Origin of the sequence: Streptomyces pristinaespiralis, assembly GCF_001278075.1 — a bacterium.
In the GTDB taxonomy this organism is placed as follows: Bacteria; Actinomycetota; Actinomycetes; order Streptomycetales; family Streptomycetaceae; genus Streptomyces; species Streptomyces pristinaespiralis.
In genome coordinates this window covers 2,758,951-2,778,325 of record NZ_CP011340.1, presented here as the reverse complement: position 1 = coordinate 2,778,325, position 19,375 = coordinate 2,758,951, and the positions used below count along the sequence as shown (strand labels likewise).

Here is a 19,375-nt window from a genome sequence, read left to right as displayed (position 1 = left end):
GTGCGTCTTCCACGCGGCTTGCCCCCTCCACCGCCTGCGGCCGTCGGGACGGCCGTCCGCACTGCATCTGTGAGGACTCACGTGAGCTCGAAACCTGTCGTACTCATCGCTGAAGAGCTGTCGCCGGCCACCGTCGACGCGCTGGGCCCGGACTTCGAGATCCGGCACTGCAACGGCGCCGACCGCGCGGAGCTCATCCCCGCCATCGCCGACGTCGACGCGATCCTGGTCCGCTCCGCCACGAAGGTCGACGCGGAGGCCATCGCCGCCGCCAAGAAGCTGCGTGTCGTCGCCCGCGCGGGCGTCGGTCTGGACAACGTCGACGTGTCCGCCGCCACCAAGGCCGGCGTGATGGTCGTCAACGCCCCGACGTCCAACATCGTCACCGCCGCCGAGCTCGCCTGCGGCCTGCTCGTCGCCACCGCGCGCAACATCCCCCAGGCCAACACCGCCCTGAAGAACGGCGAGTGGAAGCGCTCGAAGTACACCGGCGTCGAGCTGAGCGAGAAGACCCTCGGCGTGGTCGGCCTCGGCCGCATCGGTGTCCTGGTCGCCCAGCGGATGTCCGCGTTCGGCATGAAGATCGTCGCGTACGACCCCTACGTGCAGCCGGCCCGCGCCGCGCAGATGGGCGTCAAGCTGCTCTCCCTCGACGAGCTGCTCGAGGTCTCCGACTTCATCACCGTCCACCTGCCGAAGACCCCCGAGACGCTCGGCCTGATCGGCGACGAGGCGCTGCACAAGGTCAAGCCGGCCGTCCGCATCGTCAACGCCGCGCGCGGCGGCATCGTCGACGAGCAGGCGCTGTACACGGCGCTCAAGGAGGGCCGCGTCGCCGGCGCCGGCCTCGACGTGTACGCCAAGGAGCCCTGCACCGACTCGCCGCTCTTCGAGCTCGACCAGGTCGTCTGCACCCCGCACCTCGGCGCCTCCACGGACGAGGCCCAGGAGAAGGCCGGTATCGCCGTCGCCCGCTCGGTGCGCCTCGCGCTCGCCGGTGAGCTCGTCCCGGACGCGGTCAACGTCCAGGGCGGCGTGATCGCCGAGGACGTGCGCCCCGGTCTGCCGCTCGCCGAGAAGCTCGGCCGTATCTTCACCGCCCTCGCGGGCGAGGTCGCGGTCCGCCTCGACGTCGAGGTCTACGGCGAGATCACCCAGCACGACGTCAAGGTGCTCGAACTGTCCGCGCTCAAGGGCGTGTTCGAGGACGTCGTCGACGAGACCGTGAGCTACGTCAACGCGCCGCTGTTCGCGCAGGAGCGCGGTGTCGAGGTCCGCCTGACGACGAGCTCGGAGTCCCCCGACCACCGCAACGTCGTCACCGTGCGCGGCACGCTCTCCGGCGGCGAGGAGGTCTCGGTCTCCGGCACGCTGGCCGGCCCCAAGCACCTCCAGAAGATCGTCGCGATCGGCGAGCACGACGTGGACCTGGCGCTCGCCGACCACATGGCCGTCCTGCGCTACGAGGACCGTCCGGGCGTCGTCGGCACCGTGGGCCGGATCCTCGGCGAGGCCGGTCTCAACATCGCCGGCATGCAGGTCTCGCGGGCGGAGGAGGGCGGCGAGGCACTCGTCGTCCTGACCGTCGACGACACGGTGCCGCCCGCGGTCCTGGCGGAGATCTCGGACGAGATCGGCGCGGCGTCTGCGCGTTCGGTCAACCTGGTGGACTGACCCGTACGATCCGTCGCCCCGGCCCCCGGTCGCCAGCCTCGTGCCCGCGACCGGGGGCCGGCGCGCGTCCGGAGCCGGGGGCGCCCCCTCGCCGCCGCGTCTCGTGGCCGGGCCGCCGCTGCGGTGCTCCCCGCGCAGGGCACAAGCCGGTGTGCGCCAACCGGTAAAATGGTTCAAAAGTGGGCATAGTCGCCTGAGGTCGCGGCGCACCCAGTACGCCCCGCCGTTCCGCGGGGCTTTCCCAGGTACGCGGCACCCTTGCCGGTGGCCGGTAACGGTCCGGCCCCCTGGCTCACCTGCACAGGTCAGGAGGGGCACGCGATGGATCCATGGCTGATCTGGCTGATCGTCGCAGCGCTGCTGGTCGTGGCGGAGATCTTCACGCTCACCGCCTCGCTCGGCATGCTGGGCGGGGCCGCGCTCGCCACGGCGGGAGCCGCCGCGATCGGACTTCCGGTGCCCTGGCAGTTCCTGGTGTTCACCGTCGCCGCCACGGCGAGCATGCTCTTCCTGCGCCCCCTCGCGCTGCGTCACGTGCTCCAGCCGCAGAAGGAGCGGTTCGGAGTGGACGCGCTGGTCGGCAGGAGGGCTCATGTCGTCTCAGAGGTGACCGGCCTGGGCGGACGTGTCCGCATCGGCGGCGAGGAATGGACGGCCCGCGCCTACGACGAGACGCTGGTGATTCCTCCGGGGACGACCGTCGACGTCATCGAGATCAGCGGCACCACCGCGCTCGTCTACCCCCGGGAGTGACTCATGGACGTCTCGGCAGCACTCGTCGCCGGCCTCGTCGTCGCGCTCATAGCCGTCTTCACCGTGGTGCGGGCGGTACGGATAGTGCCCCAGGCGCGTGCCCGCAACGTCGAACGACTCGGCCGCTACCACCGCACCCTCCAGCCCGGCCTCAACGTGGTCATCCCTTACATCGACCGTGTCCATCCGGTGATCGACCTGCGCGAACAGGTCGTGTCCTTCCGGCCGCAGCCGGTCATCACCGAGGACAACCTCGTGGTCGAGATCGACACCGTCCTCTACTTCCAGGTCACCGATCCCCGGGCGGCCTTCTACGAGATCGCGAACTTCCTCCAAGCGGTCGAGCAGCTCACGGTCACCACCTTGCGCAACGTCGTGGGTTCCATGGACCTGGAGAAGACACTGACCTCCCGCGACACCATCAACAACCAGCTCCGCGGCGTGCTGGACGACGCCACCGGCAAGTGGGGGCTGAGGGTCAACCGGGTGGAGATCAAGGCCATCGATCCCCCGCAGTCCATCAAGGACGCGATGCAGAAGCAGATGCGGGCCGAGCGGGACAAGCGTGCCGCGATCCTCGGGGCCGAAGGGCAACGCCAGTCGCAGATCCTGACGGCGGAGGGCGACAAGCAGTCCGCCGTGCTGCGCGCGGAGGGCAACCGCACTGCCGAGATCCTCAAGGCCGAGGGCCAGGCCCGGGCCATCGACGAGGTGTTCCAGGCGGTGCACCGCAACGACCCCGATCCGAAGTTGCTCGCCTACCAGTACCTCCAGACGCTGCCCCAGCTCGCCCAGGGGCCGGGCAACACCTTCTGGGTGATCCCCGGCGAGGTCACCGCCGCACTGGAGGGGGTGTCCCGCGCCTTCGGCGAAGTGCTGCCGCAGTCGCCGGCCACCCGGGAGACCTCCTCGGACGACAGGTCCGCCCAGGCCGCCGACGATGCGGCGCAGGCGGCGGAAGCCGCCGCGGAGGCTCTCGCCGACGCCGCCAGGGCCGACGAATCGGCGACCGGCCGCCGCCCTGCCGTCCCACCCGCCGCGGACTGACGGCGGACACGTGCTCCGCGACCCGCGCGGTGGTTCAGTGCGTCTGCCCGGGGCTCCCGAGCGCCGCCTCCGCCCGTGCCGGTCCGGCGTCCGGCGCCGTCCCGCCGCCGCGTCCACGCAGGGCCACCGCCGCCAGTACCGCCGCCCCGACGAGCACCACCGCGCCGCCCACCGCCGCCGCGTGCATGCCGCTCACGAAGGCGTCACGGGCGAGAGCCAGCAGTGAGCCACCCGCCTCGCCCGGCAGCTCGCGGGCGACCACCGCCGCGCTGCCCAGCGTCTCGCGGGCCGTGTCCAGCGCGCCGTCCGGCAGGCCGGCGGGCGCGCCGTCGGTGACCTCCCGGCGGTAGACCGCCGTGCCGAGGCTGCCGAGGAACGCCATGCCCAGCGCGCCGCCGAACTCCTGCCCCGTCTCCAGGACCGAGGCCGCAGAACCGGCCTTCTCCGGCGGTGCGGCGGCGAGCGCCATGTCGGAGACCGTGGCCGCCACGGCGACGATGCCGCAGCCGATGACGGCCGCACCGGTCAGCAGGACGATCATCGAGTCGGTGCCGGTGACCGTCAGGAGCAGGTAGCCGGCCGCGCCGACGAGGAAGCCGGTGGTGATCACCGGGGCGCGGCCGAACCGCAGCGCCGCGGCGCCCGCGGCGGGCGCGGCGGCGCCCACGGCCACCGAGGGGACGACGCTCCACAGCGCGGCCTCCATCGCACCCTGGCCGAGGACCGACTGCAGGTACTGCGTGGTGAAGTACGCGGAGCCCATCATGGCGAACATCGCGACGCTGTTGAGGAGGACGCCCGCGCCGAAGCCGCGCCCGCCCTGGAACAGTTCGCGGCTGATCATCGCGTCATGGCGCGTCCGCTGCCGCCGTACGAAGAAGAACCCGACGGCGAGACCGGCCGTCACGCACAGGGCCGGCACCGTGCCGAAGCCGTCGGCCGCGATCTCCTTGAGTCCGTAGACCACGGGCAGGACCGCGCCCATGGACAGCGGGACGCTCAGCAGGTCGAACCGGCCGGGGGACGGGTCCTTGAACTCCGGTACGAGGACGGGCGCCAGGACCAGCAGGAGCAGCATCGCCGGCACGTTGATCAGGAAGACGGAGCCCCACCAGAAGTGCTCGAGCAGCACGCCGCCGAGCACGGGCCCCAGCGCGATGCCGCCCGCCATGGCCCCGGACCAGATGCCGATCGCCTTGGTGCGCTGCCGGTCGTCGCGGAACATGTTGCGCACCAGGGCCATGGTGGAGGGCATCAGGGTCGCGCCGCCGATGCCGAGCAACGCCCTCGCGGCGATGAGCATTTCGGCGCTCTGCGCGTACGTCGCGCAGATGGAGGCGGTGCCGAACGCCGCGGCGCCGAGGAGCAGCAGCCGGCGGCGGCCGATGCGGTCGCCGAGCGAGCCCATGGTGATGAGCAGGCCGGCGAGGGCGAAGGCGTAGACGTCGAAGATCCACAGCTGCTGGGTGCCGCTCGGGTCCAGTTCCCGGCTGATGGCGGGGATCGCGAAGTAGAGGACGGAGACGTCCATGGAGACCAGCAGCAGCGGCAGCAGGAGGACGACGAAGGCGGTCCATTCGCGGCGGCCCGCGAGGGGCGGGGTGGCGGTGGGCGGAGTCATGCGCAGCAATGTACGGCTGTATTAAACATCCGTCTAGAACGCTTGTATAAAACAACCGTCTAGGACGGGTGTATGGCATGCCGGTACGCTGCTCGGCATGGGACATCGCGAGGATCTGCTCGAGGGTGCCAAGCGCTGCCTGCTGGCAAAGGGCTTCGTGCGCACCACGGCGCGGGACATCGTCAAGGAGTCCGGGACCAACCTGGCCTCGATCGGCTACCACTACGGCTCGAAGGACGCACTGCTGGCGGAGGCGTACGTCGGCCTGGTCGAGGGCGTCTCCGACCATTTCGACGCCACGGAGGAGTCGACCACGGGGACGCGCCCCGGTTCGACGGACCGCTTCCAGGAGGTCTGGAGGAACATCATCGCCACCATGTCGGGCCCCGACTCCCTGTGGCGCCTGAGCATGGAGATCGTGGTCATGGGTGATCAGCTGCCGGCCGTGCGCGACCATCTCGCCGCGGCCCAGCGTGAAGGCGCCCGGGGCATCATCCCCATGTTCATGGGTGGTGAGGAGGCCGACGTCGCCGAGGGGGACGTCGACACGCTCGGGAAGTTCTACATGACGCTGATGATGGGGCTCATCGCCCAGTGGACGTTCGACCCGGCGACCGCGACCCGCGCGGAGGAACTCGCCGAGGGGCTGCGGCGGGTCATGAAGGCGGCCGGCGAAACGCCCTGATCGGCTTACAGCCGCGCGCTCTTGAGAGCCATGTGCAGCAGCAGCCGGTGTTCGCCGTCGTCGAGGTCGAGGCCGGTGAGCTGCTCGACGCGGCCGAGCCGGTAGTAGAGCGTCTGGCGGTGGATGCCCAGCGCCGTGGCCGTGCGCCCGGCCTGGCCGGCGCAGTCGAGGAACACCTCCGCCGTGCGGGCCAGTTCGCGGTGCGCGGGTGCCAGCAGTTCGCGCACCGCGGGGTCCTCCGCGGCCTCCGCGGGCAGGGCGGTCAGCAGGCGGTACGGGCCGAGGTCCGACCACCGGGCGACGGGCCCGAGCCGGGGCTGCGCCCGCGCTGCCCGCGCGGCGGAGGCCGCCTCCCGCCAGGCGCGGCCGAGACCGGCCAGTCCGCGCAGCGGCGTCGCCACCCCGGCGGCGGCCTCGCCGCCGCCCGCCGTGTCCACCAGGCGGGACGCCGCCGAGAGCGCGGGGGAGAGGCTGTCCGCGGAACGCAGCCGCACGAGCGCGGCCACGGCGCCGGGTGCCGCGCCGGAAGTCTCCGTCTCCGCGGCGCGACCGCCGTCGCGCCGTCCGGGCAGGGGCACCGTGCACAGGGCGGAGGCCCCGGGGAGCGAGCGCACGGACGGCGCGTCGCCCGCGGTCCACGGCGTCACGCACACCAGCGTGTGCAGCCCCTCCGCGTCCGTGCCCAGCCCGGTGCCCAGCTCGGCCACCGCCATGTCGTACTGCCAGCCCCGCTCCGCCGACAGCACCGCCCGCAGTTCGCGGGAGAGGTCCGCGCCGACCCGTTCCTCGTCCGCGAGGAGCGTCCCGATCCGCTCCGCGACCTCCATGGCGGCGGACAGCTGGGCGGCCGACGGCCCCGGCTCCGCGTCGAGCAGCCAGACGTACCCGAGGGCGACGCCGCGGTGGCGCACGGGCAGACAGATCCGGTCGCGGTAGACACCCGCGTCCGGGGCGGCGGGGATACGGACGGGGCCGGTGGCACGGGTGATGCCGAAGCCCTCGAACCAGGCGCGCACCGCCGGGGTCGACCTGCGGGTCAGGATCGAGCGGGTGCGGACCGGGTCCAGGGTGGTCTCGTCGAAGGCGCTGTCGCTGTCGTGGGCGCCGAAGGCGATCAGACCGAAGTCGCGGTTCTCCAGCGTCGCGGGCATGGCCAGCAGTGCGGAGATCTCGTCGACGAGGTCCTGGTAGTCGCCTTTCACGCCCTCATTCTCGCACCCTTCAGACATATGTCTGAGATCCGGGACACGGATGCGTGACAGCTGTCGATGGCCCGGCGTCCGCGCCATCCTTAGGTTCAGGGTGGTTCTTCGTGCCGTTTCCGCAAGCTTCCGGTTCCGGCCACTTCAACACCTGTTCCGTGGAGGTGCCCCGTGCTGGGTCCCGTGATCCTCGCCGCTTCGCGCAGCGACAAGATGCGCCGTTTCGTGTCGGCCGCCCCGGGGACCAAGCAGGTCGTCGCCCGGTTCATCGCCGGTGAGACGGTCGAGCAGGTCGTTCCGGTCGTCAAGGAGGCCGTGGCCAGGGGCCTCGAGGTCACCCTCGACGTCGTCGGTGAGGACATCACCACCCGCGAGCAGGCCGCCGCCGCCCGCGATGCCTACCTCGAGCTGATCGAGCACCTCGCGGGCCTCGGCCTCGGTACCAAGGCCGAGATGTCGGTGAAGCTGTCGATGTTCGGCCAGTCCCTCGAGGGCGGCCACGAACTGGCGCTCGCCAATGTCCGCCCGGTCGTCGAGGCGGCCGCCGCCATCGGCACCACGGTTACGCTGGATGCCGAGGACCACACCACCCTCGACTCGATGTTTGCCATCCACGAGGAGCTCCGCAAGGACTTCCCGCAGACCGGCTGTGTGATCCAGGCCTACCTGTTCCGCACCGAGGGCGACGCCCGCCGCCTCTCCGAGGCCGGCAGCCGGGTCCGGATCGTGAAGGGCGCGTACAAGGAGCCCGCCTCCGTCGCGTACCAGGACAAGGCCGAGATCGACAAGGCGTACGTCCGCATCCTGAAGATCCTGATGGAGGGCGACGGCTACCCGATGATCGGGTCGCACGACCCGCGGCTGATCGCCATCACGCAGGAGCTGGCCCGCGGCGCGGGGCGCAAGCTCGACGACTACGAGTTCCAGATGCTGTACGGCATCCGCAGCGACGAGCACGTCCGCCTCGCGGCAGAGGGCCACCGGATGCGGGTCTACACCGCCTACGGCACCGACTGGTACGGCTACTTCATGCGCCGCCTGGCCGAGAAGCCGGCCAACCTGCTCTTCTTCCTCCGCTCGATGATCACCAAGGGCTGAGCCCTCCCACCCCTCGCTAAGGAGCAACGGAACCCATGGACGCTGTCACCCAGGTCCCCGCCCCGGTCAACGAGCCGGTGCACGGCTACGCCCCCGGTTCGCCCGAGCGCGCCCGCCTCGAGGCCAAGCTCAAGGAGCTGGCCGACAACCCGATCGAGCTGCCGATGACCATCGGCGGTGTGAAGCGGATGGGCGGCGGCGAGCGTGTCGACGTCGTACAGCCGCACAACCACAAGGCCGTCATCGGCACCTTCGCCGCGGCCACCCAGCAGGACGCGCAGGACGCGATCGACGCCGCCCTCGCCGCCGCCCCGGCCTGGCGCGCGATGTCGTTCGACGACCGCGCCGCGATCATCCTGCGCGCCGCCGAGCTGCTGGCCGGCCCGTGGCGCGAGACGCTCGCCGCCTCCACCATGCTCGGTCAGTCCAAGACCGCGCAGCAGGCGGAGATCGACACCCCCTGCGAGCTGATCGACTTCTGGCGCTTCAACGTCAAGTACGCGCGTGACCTGCTCGCCGAGCAGCCCCCGGCCAACTCGCCGGGCGTGTGGAACCGTCTGGACCACCGTCCGCTCGAGGGCTTCGTCTACGCGATCACCCCGTTCAACTTCACCGCCATCGCCGGCAACCTGCCGACCGCGCCCGCGCTGATGGGCAACGTCGTCGTCTGGAAGCCGTCCCCGACGCAGACCCACGCCGCCGTGCTGCTGATGCAGCTGCTGGAGGAGGCCGGTCTGCCGAAGGGCGTCATCAACCTGGTGACGGGCGACGGCATCGCCGTCTCCGAGGTGGCCCTCGAGCACCCGATGCTCGCCGGTATCCACTTCACCGGCTCGACCAAGACCTTCCAGCACCTGTGGAAGACGGTCGGCAACAACATCGAGAAGTACCGTTCCTACCCGCGCATCGTCGGCGAGACGGGCGGCAAGGACTTCGTCGTCGCGCACCCCAGCGCCGACCGCGCCGTGCTGAAGACGGCGCTGACCCGCGGCTCCTTCGAGTTCCAGGGCCAGAAGTGCTCCGCGTCCTCGCGTGCCTACGTCCCGGCCTCGATCTGGAACTCCGGCTTCAAGGAGGAGTTCGCGGCCGAGGTCGACGGCATCAGGATGGGTGACGTCACCGATCTGTCGAACTTCGTCGGCGCCGTGATCGACGAGCGCGCCTTCGCCAAGAACAAGGCCGCGATCGACCGCGCGAAGTCGGACCCGTCCTGCACGGTCGTCGCGGGCGGCACCTACGACGACTCGGTCGGCTACTTCGTCCGCCCGACCGTCATCGAGTGCTCCGACGCCGCCAACGAGGTCTTCACGACCGAGTACTTCGGCCCGATCCTCGCCGTCCACGTCTACGAGGACGACAAGTACGAGGAGATGCTGGAGCAGATGGAGTCGGTGTCGGCGTACGCGCTGACCGGCTCGATCATCGCCGGTGACCGGGCCGCCGCGGCGCACGCGATGGAGAAGCTCCGCTACGCGGCGGGCAACTTCTACATCAACGACAAGTCGACCGGCGCCGTCGTCGGCCAGCAGCCCTTCGGCGGCGGCCGCGCCTCCGGCACCAACGACAAGGCCGGCGCCCCGCAGAACCTGATGCGCTGGACGCTGACCCGTGCGATCAAGGAGACGCTGGTCCCGCCGACCGACTACTCCTACCCGCACATGGGCTGACCCTCCGGTCGCCCCTCAAGACTCCGCCCCCGTCCCGGCCCCCACGCCGGCACGGGGGCGGTTTCCATGTGCGGCCGCCGCGCGCCCGTCCGGTTCAGACCCGGCGCACGCGCGCCATGGCGAACGAGAAGATCCCGAACAGCACCAGGCCGGCTGCGACGAGCACCAGCAGCCACGGGCCCGCGGGGGTTTCCGCGAAGGAACGCAGCGTGTCGTCGAAGCCCTTGGCCTTCTCCGGTTCGTAGCTGAGCGCCGCGCTCAGCACGAAGACGCCGAGGGCCGCGAACAGCACCCCGCGGGCCACGCCGCCCGCGACGCCGGTCACGTCGATCAGCCGCCGTGTCCGGCGCGACATGCCGCCCTGCTTCAGGTGCTTGCGGTACTTGCGCAGCGCGGCGCGCACGGCGATCCAGGCACCGGCGGCGACGATGCCGGCACCGGCCAGGCCGACGATCCACCGGCCCCCGGGCAGTTCCAGCGCCCTGGCCGTCACGTCCTGCGACTGCCGGTCGCTCGAGCCGCTGCCGCTGCTGCTCTCACCCGCGGCGAACGCGAGGACGGAGTAGGCGACGAACCCGTAGAAGAGACAGCGGCCCGCGGACAGCAGTCGCTTGCGTGCCTTGTGCCCGTCGGCTCCCGCGGCGCCGAAGAGCGCTTCGGAGAGCCGCCACAGGGCCATGCCGGTCAGTCCGGCACCGAGCGCCCACAGCAGTACGGAGCTGAACGGCTGCTCCGACAACTGGGTGAGCGCGCCGCCGCGGTCGGCCTGCCGGCCGCTGCCTCCGAAGGCGATGTGCAGGGCCAGTGCCCCGACGAGCAGGTAGATCACCCCGCGCGCCACGAATCCCCAGCGCGCGGCTGCTTCGACGAAGGAACTGTTCGCCGCCCGGCGGGCGCGGGCCCGGCCGGGCACCGTCAATGTGCGTGCGTTCATGGGCCACCTCCGGTACGCGGATGCCCTGGCGGTTCTCCCGGAAACGGGACGGCGCCGACCACACGCGGTGACGACCGCTCAGTTTGCGTGCGCCGTGGGCGGATACCCGAACGGCATGGCTGAGACCGAGAAGAAGACGACCCAGGCACGTACGACGACGAAGAAGACGGCCGCCGCCGCACAGGGGCGGGCCCGGTCGGCCGCCGAGGCGCCGGCGAAGGCGTCGTCCAAGGCACAGGAGACCGCCCGCCGCACCGGCGAGATGGCCCAGGGCATCGGCGGCATGGCCACGGAGAAGGCGCTGACTGCGGCCAGGACGGTCCAGCAGGCGGCCTCCACCGCCGCAGGCGCGACGGTCGGCAAGGCAGGCGTCGTGTGGACGCTCGTCAAGGCGCGCAAGGCGATCGTGGCCGGAGCCGGTACGGGTGTCGCCACCGCGGTGGCAGGCTCCTACGCGCTCGGACGGCGTGCGGGCCTCAGGCAGCGCGGCCCGCTGTCCCGCCTCACCGGCGGCAGGCTTTAGCAGCCGGCCAACTCCCCTCACCCCGCCGGGCTTCCGGAGCCGGCGCCCGCAGTGACCCTCCTCGCGTCAGCGGAGGCGGTGTCCGCGCGGGCGTCACGGTGCGGCGTGCCGCCCGCGCCGGACACCGGAGCCCGGCGGGACCACGCGGGGAGCGGCCGCGATGCCGGTCCGCCTGGTGTCACACGGCGTTCCCTGCCCCCTTGGTCAGCTGCCGCCGGGTCCAGAGCGCCATGCCGACGGCGCCGGCGAGCAGGGCCGGGAAGGTGACCGCGAAGCCGAGACGGTCCGTCACGTACGCCATGAGGATCAGGGCGACGGCCACCGGCCAGCCCACGGCGAGGAGCCATGCCCTTGTCCCTATGTACCAGGAGCGGGACGGGCGTTGCGGCAGGGCGGTGAGAGCGGCGGCCGGCCCGGTGCTCGCCGCCTTGGGGCGTTTGAAGTACGCGTAGAAGAACCACTCGCCGCACAGCTCCCAGCCGTCGGGCTCGAGGCGGTCGAGCAGTCCCTCGCGCCGCCGTTCGCCGACGATCTCGCGGCGGTACTCCCAGCGGAGCGCCGTGCCGGAAGTGCGCCGGCACACGAACCGGCCCAATGCGTCGAGCCGTTCGACCTCCCAGCCCTGGTCGCCGTGGAGTGCCAGCAGCCTGCGGTCGTTGTAGACGTCGGCGGTCCACGTCCAGGTCTCCGCCTCGTCGGCGGGACCGGTCACGTCGGGCGTGGTGCCGCCCAGCCGCGCTGCGAAGGCGGCAGCCGGGCCGAACTCCTCCTCCGGGGTACTGCCGGTCTCCGCGAGATGGGCGGCGAGCTCGGAGACGGTGGCGTCGATCCGGTCCGCGGGAACGCCCGCGGCGCCAAGTGCCGCGGCGAGTTCCCCGAAATACCCTGCGTGGTCGGTCGTCATGTCGTTCCCCCTGTGAACAGCGTGGTCCTGACGGCGGTGTGGAACTCCAGCCACGCGCCGCTCTCGGCGGTCAGGTGCTCGCGCCCCTGCTCGGTGAGCCGGTAGTAGCGGCGCCCCGGCCCGCGCTCCGCGGCCCTGAACTCGGCCGTGACGAGCCCGGCCTCCTCGAGGCGGTTGAGCACCGGGTAGAGCGTCCCGCCCTTGATGCGGCCGACCCCGGCCTCGGCCAGGGCCTTGGAGATCTCGTAGCCGTAGCTCTCGCCGTCCTTGAGACAGGACAGGACGAGCAGGTCGAGTACGCCTTTGAGCCAGCTGGATCTGCGGTCTGCGGCCATGGTCCGCATTCCATCACCAGCTAGGTAGGGAAGCAACCTAGATGGCGGCGCAGTTCTTCCGCGCAAGATCGCGTCTCAGATAGTAGGAAGTCCGAGTAATTGTGGAGACAGAGCGGCCCGACTGGCCTAGCTTTGTAGGAGCCGAACGTCTCGCTCGATCCAGCGAATGGCGGTTCCGAGTCCGCGCCCCCAGGCAGGCAACCCCTGCGGCGCACTCCCCGCCCCTTCCGGCGCCTCGAAATCTCTTCTGATCTCAAGGAGTCGATCATCATGACCGCTGCGACCGCCCGCCGAGTCCGTCACGCCTCCCGCACCACCGAGTCCGACCGCAAGAACGCCGCCGCCGCCCTGCAGCGTGCCCTCGACCGCCGGGACAACGGCGGCTCCACCGGACACTGAACGACAATAATCCGCGTCCATATCGTGGACGTCCCATGTCATTGGATGGGACGCGGAGTAGGGTGCCGACATGTCTCGCAGCATCAATCTCGCAGTTGTCCCCGGTGACGGCATCGGCCAGGAGGTCGTGGCGCAGGGCCTGAAGGTCCTTGCCGCGGTCCTGCCTCAGGATGTGAAGCTGGAGACCAAGGAGTACGACCTCGGCGCCCAGCGCTGGCACCGCACCGGGGAGACCCTCCCCGACGCGGAGCTCGACTCCCTCAAGAACCACGACGCGATCCTCCTCGGCGCCATCGGCGACCCGTCGGTGCCCTCCGGTGTGCTGGAGCGCGGTCTGCTGCTGAAGCTGCGGTTCGCCTTCGACCACTACGTCAACCTGCGTCCGTCGAAGCTCTTCCCGAACACGGCCACCCCGCTGGCCGGCCGCCCCGACATCGACTTCGTCGTCGTGCGCGAGGGCACAGAGGGCCCGTACACGGGCAACGGCGGTTCCCTGCGCACCGGTACGCCCGCCGAGGTCGCCACCGAGGTCAGCCTCAACACGGCCTACGGCGTGGAGCGCGTCGTCCGCGACGCGTACGAGCGGGCCGACTCCCGCCCCCGTAAGAAGCTGACGCTCGTCCACAAGAACAACGTGCTCGTCTACGCGGGGCACATGTGGAAGAACATCTTCGACAGGGTCGGCCAGGAGTACCCCGAGGTCACCACCGACTATCTGCACGTCGACGCCGCGACGATCTTCTTCGTCACCCAGCCGGAGCGCTTCGACGTCATCGTCACCGACAACCTCTTCGGCGACATCCTCACCGACCTCGCCGCTGCCGTGACCGGCGGCATCGGCCTGGCCGCCTCCGGCAACATCAACCCGACCGGCGAGTTCCCGTCGATGTTCGAGCCGGTCCACGGCTCGGCCCCCGACATCGCCGGCCAGGGCAAGGCCGACCCCACCGCCACGATCCTGTCGGTCGCCCTCCTGCTGCGCCACCTCGGCCACGAGCACGAGGCGGTCCGCATCGAGGAGGCCGTGGCCGCCGACCTCGCGGAGCGTGCGCCGGGCACGACCCGCACCACGGACGAGATCGGCGACGCGCTCGCGGTACGAGTAGCGAGCTGACCCGGGAAAACCGACTTCCGGGGGCGTCCCCCGGACACCCCAAGAAGCCGCCGGGTCGCATTCTCCACCGCGCCCGGCGGCTTTTCCTGTGCGGCCCCCGGGTGCCACCATCAGAACCTGGGCCGTACTCACGCCGTTCCCTGCACGGATCCCCACGGGCGATAATCGGACGTGGGCCGTGTCGCACGGCGATGCTCGGATGTCCAAGCAGTGGGCGTGAGCGCGGTCCGTCACAACAACCGGTGAAGGACACTGCACTCATGACGACGCCCACGATCGAGCTCAAGCCCTCCTCGCACCCGCTGTCCGACGCGGAGCGCGAGGCGATCCTGGCCAATCCGGGATTCGGCCGCCACTTCACCGACCACATGGTGACGATCAGGTGGACGGAGGGGCGTGGCTGGCACGACGGCGAGCTTGTTCCTTACGGGCCGCTGTCCATGGACCCGGCCAACATGACCCTGCACTACGCGCAGGAGATCTTCGAAGGCCTCAAGGCGTACCGCCGCCCCGACGGTTCCGTGGCCACCTTCCGCCCCGAGGCCAACGCCGAGCGCTTCCAGCGTTCCGCGCGCCGCCTGGCGATGCCCGAGCTGCCGGTCGACACCTTCATCGCCGCCTGCGACGCGCTGGTCCAGCAGGACAAGGCGTGGGTCCCCGCCCACGGCGGCGAGGCGTCCCTCTACCTCCGCCCGTTCATGATCGCGAGCGAGGTCGGTCTGGGTGTGAAGCCCGCCAACGAGTACCTCTTCCTCGTCATCGCCTCGCCGGCCGGCGCGTACTTCCCCGGCGGCGTCAAGCCCGTCTCCATCTGGCTCTCCGAGGACCGGGTCCGCGCCGTCCCCGGCGGCATGGGCGACGCCAAGACCGGCGGCAACTACGCCGCGTCCCTGCTCGCCCAGGCCGAGGCCGCGCAGAAGGGCTGCGACCAGGTCGCCTACCTCGACGCCGTCGAGCACAGGTGGGTCGAGGAACTGGGCGGCATGAACCTGTACTTCGTCTACGAGACGGCCCCCGGCGGCGACCTCAAGATCGTCACCCCCGAGCTCACCGGCTCGCTCCTCGCCGGCATCACCCGCGACTCGCTCCTCACCCTGGCCAAGGACCTCGGCTATGGGTCGGAGGAGGGCCGGATCTCCATCGACCAGTGGCAGGCCGACACCGAGAACGGCACGCTCAAGGAGGTCTTCGCCTGCGGTACGGCCGCGGTGATCACCCCGGTCGGCCGGGTGAAGTCCGCCCGCGGCGAGTGGACGCAGTCCGGCGGGCAGCCGGGCGAAGTCACCATGAGGCTGCGCAAGGCTCTCCTCGACATCCAGACGGGCTCCGGCGAGGACGTCCACGGCTGGATGCACGAACTGGGCTGACGCCCCGCGTCACCACGACGGCCCGCCCCGGCTCCCGGGGCGGGCCGTCGCGTTCACGAGGCAGCCGTCTCCGCGACCGGCGCGCTCACGGCGGCGGGCGCAGCGCCCGCACGCAGCGCCGCGTACGCGATACCTCCCACCACGCCCGACAGGACGAAGCTGCAGTCGATGCCGCCGGTGAGGCCGAGGAGCGGTCCTTCGTAGAGCGGGGTGGAGACGGCCGCGAGTCCCACGGCCGCGCCCAGCGCCCAGGACACCGTGGCGCGCACGTTCCAGCCGGAACGGAACCAGTAGACGCCGCCTCGCGCACGGCGGTTGTAGACCTGGAGGGCCTCCGCGTCGTACACGCCCGCGCAGCGGACGTGCGCCATCAGCGTGATCACCGCCCAGGGGGCGCCCACCGCGGTGAGCAGCAGCACGAACGACGTCATGGCCGACTGGGCGTTCCACCCGAAGTGGCCGGCGAACACGAACGCCGTGGCCACGACGGCCACCACCAGCGTGGCGCGGGTGCGGGTGGCGCGCGGCAGGATCGCGTCGAGGTCGAGGCCCATCGAGTACAGCATCAGTCCCGCGTTGCCGACCGAGCCCGCGGCGGCGGCGATCAGCAGCGGGACGAGGTACCAGGCGGGGGACGCGGCGACGAGCGGGCCGGCGTAGTCGGCCCCGGCGCGTGCGGCCAGCGCCGTGTACGTGCCGAAGAGCTGCGGGACGAGCAGCCCGGCCGTCAGCCCCACGCAGGTGGCGCCGAGCACCCGCCGCGGGCGGTGGCGCAGCGGCGAGATGTAGCGGGTGTAGTCGCCGAGCAGGGTGATGAAGGCGATCGGTCCGCTGAGTCCGGCGGCCACCGCCGACAGCACCCAGGTCGGCCAGAACGAGCCCAGCAGGTACGGGGTGTCGGGCGGCGCCGCGGTAGTGAGGTCCGGGGCGTACGCGACGATCCCGAGCAGCAGGAGCGCGGTCATGCCGACGGCCAGGACCTTGCTGAGCCGCAGCAGCAGCCGGTAGCCGTACACGGCGCCGACGACGGTGCAGGCCGCGAGCAGTGCGTAGACGAGGGTGTGGGCGAGGCCGCCGGTGGGCAGGCCCGCGAGGCGGGCCAGCGTGCCGATCACCACGTCGCCGCCGATCCACAGGGTCAGCGCCGTGTAGCCGAGCGAGAGCAGCAGGCCGACGACGGAGCCCACGAGCCGGCCCCGGACGCCGAAGGCCGCGCCGCTGGACGTCGACAGGTTGGTCGCGGTGCGCAGCGAGACGAGGGCCAGCGGGGCGGTGACGGCCACCCCGACGATCGTGCCGGCGACCACCGAGGTGACGGACGGCCACAGGCCGAGGCCGAACGAGACCGGGAGCCAGCCGAAGACGATCACCCCCAGGCAGAGGTTCGACCCGAGCAGGATCGAGACGAGATCGCGAGGAGTGCTGGTGCGCTCCTCTTCGGGGACGGTGTCGACTCCGCGCTGTTCCACCGGCATACGGCAGTCCCTCACCTTCGGAGTTTGAGTGGCGTTCAAATTGAATGCTGCTCAATGTGAGGCACGCCTCGTATCAAGTCAATGGTTTCTTTCGATGGAAGCCATTGTTAGAGTGACGCTCAAAGATGGAGGTGTGATGACATGCGACTGACCCCGACCGAGCGCGACCGGCTGCTGCTCTTCGGCGCCGCCGAGCTGGCCAGGGCGCGCAGGGCCCGCGGTCTGCGGCTCAATGTCCCGGAGGCCACCGCGCTCGTCGCGGACACGGTCTGCGAGGCGGCTCGCGACGGGCGCCGGCTCGCGGAGGCCATCGAGGCCGCCCGCTCGATACTCGGCCCCGACGACGTCCTCCCCGGCGTCGCCGATGTCGTCACCGAGGTCCATGTCGAGGCCGTCTTCGACGACGGCTCCCGCCTCGCGATCGTCTCCGACCCCATCGGGGGCGGCCGGATGGGGGAGAGCGCGCCCGGGGCGCTGATCCCCGGCCCCGCGGACCCGGACCGCGAACCGGACGTCGTCCTCACCGTGCGCAACACCGCGCCCGTGCCGGTCAGCGTCACCTCGCACTTCCACTTCTTCGAGGCCAACCCCCGGCTGCGCTTCGACCGCGCCGCCGCCTACGGCATGCGGCTCGCGGTGCCGGCCGGCTCCTCCGTCCGCTTCGACCCCGGCGGCGAGGCGGAGGTCGGCCTCGTGCCGATCGGCGGCGACCGCATCGCCATCGGGTTCGCCGGCCTGGTCGACGGACCGCTGGACGCGCCCGGCGCGAAGGACGAAGCCCTGCGCAGAGCGGCCGCCTGCGGCTACCTGGGCGTGGAAGGAGCGACAGGATGAGCAGGCCCACCAGGCACCACGACCACCACCGGCCCGCACCCCGGGACATCGACCCCCACGAATACGCATCCGTGCACGGACCCCGCGCCGGGGACCGTGTCGTCCTCGGCGACTCCGGCCTCGTCGTACGGGTCGAGTCCGACGCGCAGAAGCCCGGTGACGAGTTCCTGGCCGGCTTCGGCAAGACGGCACGCGACGGACTGCACCTCAAGGCGGCCGCCGTCCGGGAGACCTGCGACGTCGTCATCAGCAACGTCCTGGTGATCGACGCCGTGCTGGGCATCCGCAAGGTCTCCATCGGCATCCGCGAGGGCCGTGTCCACGCCGTCGGCCGGGCCGGCAACCCCGACACCCTCGACGGCGTCGACGTCGTCGTCGGCACCGGCACCTCGATCGTCTCCGGTGAGGGGCTCATCGCCACCGCGGGCGCCGTCGACACCCACGTCCACCTGCTCTCGCCCCGCATCATGGAGGCCTCCCTCGCCTCCGGTGTCACCACCGTCATCGGCCAGGAGTTCGGACCCGTGTGGGGCGTCGGCGTCAACTCGCCCTGGGCGCTGCGGCACGCCTTCAACGCCTTCGACGCCTGGCCCGTCAACATCGGCTTCCTCGCCCGCGGTTCGTCCTCCGACCCGGCGCCGCTCGTCGAGGCGCTCGCCGAGGGCGGCGCGTCCGGCTTCAAGGTCCACGAGGACATGGGCGCCCACACCCGCGCCCTGGACACCGCGCTGCGCGTCGCGGAGGAGCACGACGTACAGGTCGCCCTGCACAGTGACGGCCTGAACGAGTGCCTGTCCGTCGAGGACACCCTGCGGGTGCTCGACGGACGGACGATCCACGCCTTCCACATCGAGGGCTGCGGCGGAGGGCACGTACCGAACGTGCTCAAGATGGCGGGCGTGCCGAACGTCATCGGCTCGTCCACCAACCCGACGCTGCCCTTCGGCCGGGACGCCGTCGCCGAGCACTACGGCATGATCGTCTCCGTCCACGACCTCAAGACCGACCTGCCGGGCGACGCGGCCATGGCCCGCGACCGGATCCGCGCCGGGACGATGGGCGCGGAGGACGTCCTGCACGACCTCGGGGCGATCGGCATCACCTCGTCGGACGCGCAGGGCATGGGGCGCGCGGGGGAGACCGTACGCCGCACCTTCGCCATGGCCGGCAAGATGAAGGCGGAACGAGGGCCCCTGGACGGCGACGGCGCGCACGACGACAACGCACGCGTGCTGCGCTACCTCGCCAAGCTGACGATCAATCCCGCCCTCGCGCACGGACTCGCCCACGAGATCGGCTCCATCGAGCCCGGCAAGATGGCCGACATCGTGCTGTGGCGGCCCGAGTTCTTCGGGGCCAAGCCCCAGCTGGTGCTGAAGTCGGGCTTCCCCGCGTACGGGGTGGTCGGCGACCCCAACGCCGCGACGGACACCTGCGAACCGCTCGTGCTCGGACCGCAGTTCGGGGCCCACGGGGCGACACCTGCGGACATCTCGGTGGCGTTCGTCGCCCAGGCCGCCGTGGACCTCGGCTCCGATCTGATGCCCACCCGCCGGCGTCGCGTCGCCGTGCGAGGCACCCGCGGCATCGGTCCGGGCGACCTGCTGCTCAACTCCCGGCTGGGGGACGTGTCGGTGGACGGACACAGCGGACTGGTCACCCTCGACGGCGACCCGCTGCGCTCGAGTCCGGCCGAGTCCGTCTCGCTGAACCGCCTCTACTTCCTCTGAGCCCGCCCTTCGC

The 19,375-nt window shown here is 71.4% G+C and carries 18 protein-coding genes; 12 read left to right on the top strand and 6 right to left on the bottom strand.

Features of this window, described 5'->3' with window-relative positions:
* Positions 1 to 81 precede the first annotated feature (81 nt).
* The 3 genes from serA (at position 82) to SPRI_RS11540 (ending at position 3,474) form a co-directional block, all read left to right on the top strand.
* Positions 82 to 1,674: a phosphoglycerate dehydrogenase gene (gene serA / locus SPRI_RS11550; RefSeq protein ID WP_005311530.1), complete on the top strand. Its 1,593-nt coding sequence runs from the start codon at positions 82 to 84 to the stop codon at positions 1,672 to 1,674.
* A 321-nt stretch (positions 1,675 to 1,995) separates the two neighbouring features.
* Positions 1,996 to 2,427: an NfeD family protein gene (locus SPRI_RS11545; RefSeq protein WP_005311529.1), complete on the top strand. Its 432-nt coding sequence runs from the start codon at positions 1,996 to 1,998 to the stop codon at positions 2,425 to 2,427.
* Positions 2,428 to 2,430: 3 nt separating this feature from the next.
* A complete protein-coding gene (locus SPRI_RS11540; protein WP_053556901.1) occupies positions 2,431 to 3,474 on the top strand; it encodes an SPFH domain-containing protein in 1,044 nt (347 codons plus the stop codon).
* Between the two features lie 34 nt (positions 3,475 to 3,508).
* On the opposite strand, the gene SPRI_RS11535 is transcribed toward SPRI_RS11540, so the two are convergent.
* Positions 3,509 to 5,095, bottom strand: a complete 1,587-nt coding sequence (locus SPRI_RS11535) for an MFS transporter (RefSeq protein WP_053556900.1) — start codon at positions 5,093 to 5,095, stop codon at positions 3,509 to 3,511.
* Positions 5,096 to 5,192: 97 nt separating this feature from the next.
* On the opposite strand from SPRI_RS11535, the gene SPRI_RS11530 reads away from it, so the two are divergent.
* Positions 5,193 to 5,780, top strand: a complete 588-nt coding sequence (locus SPRI_RS11530; protein ID WP_005311523.1) for a TetR/AcrR family transcriptional regulator — start codon at positions 5,193 to 5,195, stop codon at positions 5,778 to 5,780.
* Between the two features lie 5 nt (positions 5,781 to 5,785).
* Here the strand turns inward: SPRI_RS11530 and SPRI_RS11525 are convergent, their stop codons facing one another.
* A complete protein-coding gene (locus tag SPRI_RS11525; protein ID WP_053556899.1) occupies positions 5,786 to 6,982 on the bottom strand; it encodes a PucR family transcriptional regulator in 1,197 nt (398 codons plus the stop codon).
* A 171-nt stretch (positions 6,983 to 7,153) separates the two neighbouring features.
* Here SPRI_RS11525 and SPRI_RS11520 point away from each other — a divergent pair, with 171 nt between their 5' ends.
* Together SPRI_RS11520 and pruA are read left to right on the top strand one after the other, a co-directional pair.
* The gene (locus SPRI_RS11520) at positions 7,154 to 8,080 is read left to right on the top strand and encodes a proline dehydrogenase family protein (protein WP_005311512.1); all 927 of its coding nucleotides are present in this window, start codon (positions 7,154 to 7,156) and stop codon (positions 8,078 to 8,080) included.
* Between the two features lie 35 nt (positions 8,081 to 8,115).
* Positions 8,116 to 9,747 carry an L-glutamate gamma-semialdehyde dehydrogenase gene (gene pruA / locus SPRI_RS11515; RefSeq protein ID WP_005311510.1) on the top strand — a complete coding sequence of 544 codons (1,632 nt, stop codon included), beginning with the start codon at positions 8,116 to 8,118 and terminating at the stop codon, positions 9,745 to 9,747.
* 94 nt (positions 9,748 to 9,841) lie between these two features.
* Here pruA and SPRI_RS11510 read toward each other — a convergent pair whose 3' ends face one another.
* Positions 9,842 to 10,681 (bottom strand): DUF1206 domain-containing protein, encoded by an 840-nt coding sequence (locus SPRI_RS11510; protein WP_005311508.1) that lies wholly within the window; start codon positions 10,679 to 10,681, stop codon positions 9,842 to 9,844.
* A gap of 115 nt (positions 10,682 to 10,796) precedes the next feature.
* On the opposite strand from SPRI_RS11510, the gene SPRI_RS11505 reads away from it, so the two are divergent.
* A complete protein-coding gene (locus tag SPRI_RS11505; RefSeq protein WP_050791474.1) occupies positions 10,797 to 11,204 on the top strand; it encodes a hypothetical protein in 408 nt (135 codons plus the stop codon).
* A gap of 178 nt (positions 11,205 to 11,382) precedes the next feature.
* On the opposite strand, the gene SPRI_RS11500 is transcribed toward SPRI_RS11505, so the two are convergent.
* Together SPRI_RS11500 and SPRI_RS11495 are read right to left on the bottom strand one after the other, a co-directional pair.
* On the bottom strand, positions 11,383 to 12,108 hold the full coding sequence (locus SPRI_RS11500; RefSeq protein WP_037773685.1) for a hypothetical protein: 726 nt from the start codon (positions 12,106 to 12,108) through the stop codon (positions 11,383 to 11,385).
* A complete protein-coding gene (locus SPRI_RS11495) occupies positions 12,105 to 12,443 on the bottom strand; it encodes a PadR family transcriptional regulator (protein ID WP_037773684.1) in 339 nt (112 codons plus the stop codon). Before SPRI_RS11495 ends, SPRI_RS11500 begins: the two co-directional genes overlap by 4 nt.
* A gap of 270 nt (positions 12,444 to 12,713) precedes the next feature.
* On the opposite strand from SPRI_RS11495, the gene SPRI_RS39735 reads away from it, so the two are divergent.
* From SPRI_RS39735 to SPRI_RS11485, 3 genes are all read left to right on the top strand, one after another.
* A complete protein-coding gene (locus SPRI_RS39735; RefSeq protein ID WP_086025584.1) occupies positions 12,714 to 12,842 on the top strand; it encodes a hypothetical protein in 129 nt (42 codons plus the stop codon).
* A 70-nt stretch (positions 12,843 to 12,912) separates the two neighbouring features.
* Positions 12,913 to 13,956 carry a 3-isopropylmalate dehydrogenase gene (locus tag SPRI_RS11490; RefSeq protein WP_005311500.1) on the top strand — a complete coding sequence of 348 codons (1,044 nt, stop codon included), beginning with the start codon at positions 12,913 to 12,915 and terminating at the stop codon, positions 13,954 to 13,956.
* A gap of 260 nt (positions 13,957 to 14,216) precedes the next feature.
* Positions 14,217 to 15,323 (top strand): branched-chain amino acid aminotransferase, encoded by a 1,107-nt coding sequence (locus SPRI_RS11485; RefSeq protein WP_005311497.1) that lies wholly within the window; start codon positions 14,217 to 14,219, stop codon positions 15,321 to 15,323.
* Between the two features lie 53 nt (positions 15,324 to 15,376).
* Here the strand turns inward: SPRI_RS11485 and SPRI_RS11480 are convergent, their stop codons facing one another.
* Complete coding sequence (locus SPRI_RS11480) at positions 15,377 to 16,798, bottom strand: cytosine permease (protein WP_037773683.1); 1,422 nt, start codon at positions 16,796 to 16,798, stop codon at positions 15,377 to 15,379.
* Between the two features lie 141 nt (positions 16,799 to 16,939).
* On the opposite strand from SPRI_RS11480, the gene ureA reads away from it, so the two are divergent.
* Together ureA and SPRI_RS11470 are read left to right on the top strand one after the other, a co-directional pair.
* Positions 16,940 to 17,632, top strand: a complete 693-nt coding sequence (ureA, locus tag SPRI_RS11475; RefSeq protein WP_005311494.1) for an urease subunit gamma — start codon at positions 16,940 to 16,942, stop codon at positions 17,630 to 17,632.
* Positions 17,629 to 19,362 (top strand): urease subunit alpha, encoded by a 1,734-nt coding sequence (locus SPRI_RS11470; protein WP_182327812.1) that lies wholly within the window; start codon positions 17,629 to 17,631, stop codon positions 19,360 to 19,362. The genes ureA and SPRI_RS11470 overlap by 4 nt, the downstream gene beginning before the upstream one ends.
* Positions 19,363 to 19,375: the final 13 nt, after the last annotated feature.